We start from the raw sequence: 6237 nt of genomic DNA, 5'->3' as shown, positions 1-6237 counted from the left end.
CATAGCCGCTCCTTGGGTAGTAGGGTGGACAATTCTTGAAAAACGGGTCAACAGGGGTAACAACCGGATCCCACCGTTCTACAGAACTCCCCCCACGTCGGAAAAAGCTGTATTGAGACGAGATGGGATCCAAACCCCGTTCTGCTTCAATGATCCAAGACCGCTGTTGCCAGCAGGGAGGGCAAACCGATCCAGCTAGGGGAGGATCCCATCACCTTTCTCCAAAGTTCACTTTGGACAACCTCATCTAGAGCCAGCGGGATCCCTGTCGCAACCTTTTCTCTGCCGGTTCGATCGGCTTCTGCTGAGAATGCTGCCGCCAGACAGCTTGACAGAGGCATGGGCGTTAGGGCCGCGCGGTAACAGCCTGGATTCTCTAACAGTTCAGCACAGTTTATCAAAGCTTAAAAGTCTAACTCTAGCTTCAATTGAAGTTGTTTGGTTAGTCTCTCAGTTTGGTAGCAAGTTTTGAGAGAGACCTGACAGACAAGGCAGGCCGCCTCTAAGATGGCCTTCAAACCAGGACAGCTTGAGCAGTGGGATCCCATGTACGTGTATTGCCCAGAAGAAGTTTTGGAGGCAGGAGCGCCATACAACCTTGAGGAGCTGATAGAACGGCTGGAGCAGGGGGATCGCACCCTTTTAAGCCGGTTGTTCGACGTTCGCTACCCCTACTGGAAACGCAACCTCCGGCGCAACGTTCGCTTGGTGGCTGATCTGCGCTATCTGGGAGAGGTGCCGGTTTTGGTCTTGTTTGGCCTTTGGGGGAGAGGCAGCCACGAGTACCGAGAGTTCCTGGAGCGGCGGCAGGATCCCAGCTATCAAGAGCGGGTGAGGAACTGGGTGTCTGACGATCAGCTACAGGCATGGCTGGCACAAAGGCAAGCGGAAAATGAACAAGAAGAAGCGCGGCAAAACCAGCTCCTCCCTCTGCCCAACGAACTGTACGATTGGACACAGTTTTTAAATACTCCCAACCGCCAGGAGCGGCTTGTGTTGGAAAGCGGGGAATGGGTTCGGCAAGTGCAAGCCCTTTCTCTAGAACAGCGGCGCCAAGTGTATCGGGCGGTAGAGCAATTCATTATTGGCGATGAGAAAGGGAATCTCTACTGGAAACTACCACTGTTTTATCCAGAAACTGAGGTTAGGTGCTGGCGGGAAGGCTCGATACATCTGGCTATCAGCCTGGTGCAGGTATGTGAGCAGGAAAAAGTCTTATCTCCATTTTTAATTGGAGTTTACGACCACGCTCCGGAGCAGAGAGAGCGGTTTGACCTGGGGCGCCGAACTTGCCTATTTGGGAGGGGGGCCGATCAGCCGGATATTCTCCAACACCCACAATCTTTAGAGATTTGGAAGCGATATGCCCGCCGCGCCTACCCCAACTACATGGTTGCAGATGAAAACGTCTGGCTGGAAATCCAGGAGACTACAGAGGGGAACTTAGCTTTGTCGATGGAGGAAGAAGAAATTCTCCAAAGCACCTCTATGCCTCTACTAATCAACGGGCGAGCTGGGAGCGGCAAATCTCTGATGTTGTATTACCGTTTTGCTGATTACTGCAGCCATTACCTGAAGGATTCAAGCAAAGGAAGCTTTCAGTACCGTCCTCTCTTTTTAACCTATAGCCCGAGTCTAGTACAGCAAGCCCGCAGCAAGGTAAGTACAATTTTGCGGGTCAACCATCGTTACCGAGAGAGAGGCAGTGACTTCTCAGAAGGGGAAATTGAGCGATGTCAAGCTTTCTTTAGCACCTTCCAGGACTACCTGTTAAGCTGCCTTCCACCAGAGAGACAAGAACGCTATCAACCGGAGCGATATGTCAATTTTTATCGATTCCGGAGCTGGTACCGCGGCCGCAGTGATGTAGAATTAGCTTGGCATACGATTCGTACTCTGATCAAGGGCTATGGAGTAAGCGACTACTTGGATCCAGATTGCTATCGGGAATTGCCTCAAGCCGACCGCACTGTAAATGTAGAAGTTTTTGATCGAATATACGAGCAAGTTTGGCCGGGTTATCAAGAACGAACTACCTACGGAAGCTACTGGGACGATCAAGATTTGGCTAGGGATGTGTTACAGAATGGTTTTCTTAGATCAATTCACCCAGTCATTTTCTGTGATGAGGTTCAAGACTTTACCCAGCTTGAACTGAATATTGTTTTCTGCTTGTCCCCCTGGGGAAAATATAAGTTGGATTGGGCTATCGAGCGTTTACCTTATGCTTTTGCTGGGGATCCTCTGCAAACTATCAATCCTACAGGATTTCGTTGGGGTGCCCTGAGGAGGTATCTCTACGAGCATATCCATGCTTACTTGTTGCCCGGCCATTCTCTCGAGATTCCAAGTCCCCGGGAGTTAAAAAATAATTACCGCTGTAGCCCTCAGATTACTCGTTTTAGCAACCTTATCAACTTGTGGCGGCGAGTTCTTAGCAATGATCGGGGGATTTGCCCACAGCAGCCTTGGCGTTTTCAGGAACCGGGGAGGCCAGCTCAAAAGTTTGTACTGGATGGCCAAGACAAGAACTTAACTCAACATGAGCTGAGGAGTATGCTCAGGAACAGCACGGGTACAGTTTGCATCCTGCCTTGTTCTATAGGAGAGGAGCTGGACTACGTGCGCCAAGATCCCGACCTCCAGAGGGTTTTTGCCGAAGAGCTGGAGCAAAATCTCAAGCCGGCGCTGCTGCAGACTGTTACCGCTGTCAAGGGCATGGAGTTCAAAAAGATCATTCTCTACAAGTTTGGCGACTGCTATCGACAAAACTTTAGCCGAAGGCTTAACCACTACGCTCAAGAAGCTGCAGAGAAGGTATCCCTGCAACTACATTATTTTCTCAACCAGCTATACGTTGGTATTACCCGCCCCATCGAAGCCTTAGCTGTTGTGGATACTGCAGCCGGCTGGCGGGAATTCTGGGATCCTGCCTTGGAGATTGACTTTTGGCTCAATCACTCTCATTTGCAGCCCGATCGATCCCAATGGCAAACGCATCCGCCTGTACTGGCCGGCTTCGCTCAAGGCACTGGCATCCAATACTGGACGGATAAAAACTTACAGGATGTGCTGGACTTGGCTCTTGGGTTTCTTAGGCAAGGGGTAGAGGAGGGAAATCCTGAGCTCTTGGAAGATGCGCGCGCCTTTGCTCGGCAGGCAGGCAACCAGAAATTAGAACAGGAATGCCAAGCTTGGATCCTCAAGCTGCAGAGGGATTACGTTTCTGCAGGCCGTCAGTTTTTAAGCTTGGAAAGATCCGCCCTACCCAATAGAAATCTCATCCGAGAAGCCTGGGAGTGCTTTTGGAAGGCAAAAGCTTGGTCAGAGTTGCAGCAGCATCGTTCTACTCACTTTGCCAGGTGCTCCGAGATCCCTAACTACGGTCCTCTGGTGGATTTGATGGTGGTAACCCAAAGCAGCTCTGCCAAGTCCATGGAGCGCTTTCGACAGATAGTTCGAGTGCGAGATTGGTTGAGCGTTGAGGTCAGCCCGAAGCATTCGGATCTGACTTGGAAGGTTTGTGTGGAGAAGTTTTTGGCGGAGCTGGAGGAAGTTTTCGATAACCTAGGGACTTTTTGTCCTAAGCCGGAGGATCGTGAACTTTTTTGGCAAGAGACTCTTGAGGCTTTGAGGGAGCGTTTGGCCTTTCTTGGCCAGCGGCAGCCGTTCGCAGGGCAATATCACAAGATTCTCGGCATCTGTTATTTCCAGCAACAAAAACTTGAGGAGGCAGTTGCCATTTGGGATCAAGGTGGCCAAACGGAGCATTCCCGCTACTACCGAGCCAAGATCCAATTGGAGAAGCCGCCTGGCCAGGTGAGGTGGCTATCCAAAGACCGGCAGGACGCAGCAGTGGTGAGCAAATGGCAGGAGGCGGGACGTCCCCTCGCGGGCGAGTGGGAGGAGTACATCAACGACGTCATTCTCAGCCTGGAGCGCTTGAAAGAGTGGCCGCTGCTGCTGCGAATCCTGATCCGGCGCCGCGAGTGGTGCAGGCTTTGGGAAGTGGTTCAGGCCCACCCACAGGCGTGGCAGCGCGGACATGACTACGAGTTGGTGGCCAGCATGGCTCGAGACATGGAAACCAACTGGGATGAGCTGAGGTGGAAGCTCCCTGGACTGCGGGATTTTCTGCAGGAAGTGGTAAGCAGTGTGCGCGGGGAGCACGCTTGGTGGCTGCAGCCGCTGGAGGTGGGCCTAGCCTACGAGCGACTGGGCTGCTACCGAGATGCGCTCAGGTTTTATGAGCGCTTTGCTGAAAACAGAATCGGTAGAATCCCAAGATGGCAACGCTCTCAGATTCGGCAGCGCTGGCTTTTGGTTCACAAGAAGTACAGAGATTCTCTGCAGGCGGAGGGACGACCGACCGATCTTTTGGCGGAGGAGTTTAGCCGCGCTCAAGAGCGCTGGCGTGAGCAACTGCCCCAGGCAGAGCCCGAGCTGGAGGAATGGGATCCCTGGCCACATGACTTCGTGGAGCACCCCAGCCCTGTTCAAAGTTGGCTGCTGCAGCGGGAGCAAACTGAAGCTCAGAGACTGCAAGTGGCAATCCGCGAGGAACTGAAGCGGCTCAACGAGAGGCAGCTCCAGCAAGTTCATAGCCTGATTCAGCGATTGCTCGGCCCAGGTTGAGAAGGAGTTGGAAGTAGAGCCAACTACCGCAAGATCTGCCGCAGCCGCTCCAAGGCCCGTCGGTTCTCTTCAGGGGTGCCCACCGTCAGACGCAGCCCCCCACCCGTGTAGCGCACACCAGTCCCCAGCTCCTGCCAGGCCCGCTGCAGCTCTTGGGGATCCCAGCCGGCCACCCGGAAGTAGAGGAAGTTGGCTTGGCTGGGCCACACCCGCACCCCTGGCAGCTCCTGCAGAGCTTGATAAAGGGCTTCCCGCTCCTGACAAATTAGCGTCACGTCGGCCAAAAGCTCCTCGGCATGCTCCAAAGCCATCTGAACCGCCCACTGAGAAAGGGCCGTGAGGTTGTAGGGCAGGCGGATCCCATCCAACACTTGCATAAGCTGTGGATGACCCACAGCATAGCCCACCCGGTGGGCCGCCAGGCGAAAGGCTTTAGAGAAGGTGCGCAAGATTACCCAGTTGGGATGCTCCGCCAATTTGGGCAGGGCTGTGTGCCGGCTGAACTCAAAATAGGCCTCATCCAAAATCACCAGAATCTCTTCGGGCAGCCCTTCCACCCACTCCCACTCTGCAGCCGTCAGGCCATTCCCCGTCGGCGAGTTGGGATCCACCAGGCACACCACCCGAATCGGATGCTCCCTCAAAGCCTGTTGACATCGCTCTAGATCCAGAGCAAACGTCTCCGGGTCGCGGGGAACCCGCACCACTGGGATCCCCAGGCTCTGGGCCAGGATGGCGTACATGGAGAAGGTGGGCTCTGCCACCAAAATGCCGCCCCGCCCGCCCAGACAGGTGGCAATCAGCAGGGAGCGGATCAGCTCATCCGACCCATTGCCCAGGCTGATCTGCTCTGGCTCCGCTCCGGCATAGGCGGCGATGGCCTGCTTCAGGCCCCGGTGGTGGGCATCGGGATAGCGGTTGCTGGGGATCCCCTTTTCCCAAAGGAGGGAGAGCTTCTGCTTGAAGCCCGCCGGCCAATCGAGGGGGAACTCATTGGCATCCAGCTTGTCGGCAGCCGGGGCTGGCACGGCGTCGTAGGGCTTGAGGTAGAGCAAGTCGGGGCGCAGATACTGCAGAGCACACATCTTCCTGACGGGGAGAAGTAGCTATTATATCAGGGCCAACCCGACCACTTATTCTTTTGTCAGGGATCCCTGCTGACGTAGCGCCTCAAAAAGGGCAATCGCTACGGCATTGCTGAGGTTCAGGCTGCGCACCGGCCCCCGCAGTGGGATGCGCACGCTGGGATAGGTTTCCAAGAACAGAGGATCCAACCCCCGGCTTTCGCTGCCGAACACCAACCAGTCTCCCGGCTGATAGGTTACTTCCGTATAGAGGGCTTTGCCGCGCACACTAAAACACCAGAACCGGGCCTCAGGGTGGGCCTGCACCAGAGCAGACCAAGAGGGGTAGCGATACAGTTGGACGTGCTGCCAATAGTCCAGCCCCGCCCGCTTGAGGTAGCGATCCGAAAGGCGAAACCCCAGAGGATCCACCAGATGGAGAGGCGTATCGGTGGCTGCACAGGTGCGGGCGATATTCCCCGTGTTGGCCGGGATCTCTGGGGCAACCAAAACAACGTGGAAGGGCATAATCCTATCC

General features: G+C 54.8%; 3 protein-coding genes. 1 reads left to right on the top strand and 2 read right to left on the bottom strand.

The genetic code is table 11. The features are described from left to right. Window positions 1-507: 507 nt before the first annotated feature. Window positions 508-4635: a hypothetical protein gene (locus tag NW837_RS05480; protein ID WP_414329699.1), complete on the top strand. Its 4128-nt coding sequence runs from the start codon at window positions 508-510 to the stop codon at window positions 4633-4635. Window positions 4636-4658: 23 nt separating this feature from the next. Here NW837_RS05480 and NW837_RS05475 read toward each other — a convergent pair whose 3' ends face one another. Then, the gene (locus tag NW837_RS05475) at window positions 4659-5720 is read right to left on the bottom strand and encodes a histidinol-phosphate transaminase (protein WP_414329697.1); all 1062 of its coding nucleotides are present in this window, start codon (window positions 5718-5720) and stop codon (window positions 4659-4661) included. Window positions 5721-5768: 48 nt separating this feature from the next. Continuing rightward, complete coding sequence (locus tag NW837_RS05470) at window positions 5769-6227, bottom strand: tRNA (cytidine(34)-2'-O)-methyltransferase (protein ID WP_011431928.1); 459 nt, start codon at window positions 6225-6227, stop codon at window positions 5769-5771. Between the last annotated feature and the right edge of the window lie 10 nt (window positions 6228-6237).

This window comes from Synechococcus sp. R6-10 (genome assembly GCF_047461815.1).
Lineage (GTDB): Bacteria > Cyanobacteriota > Cyanobacteriia > Thermostichales > Thermostichaceae > Thermostichus.
Note: the sequence above shows the minus strand (reverse complement) of the source record. Positions and strands in the feature narration are given on the sequence as shown.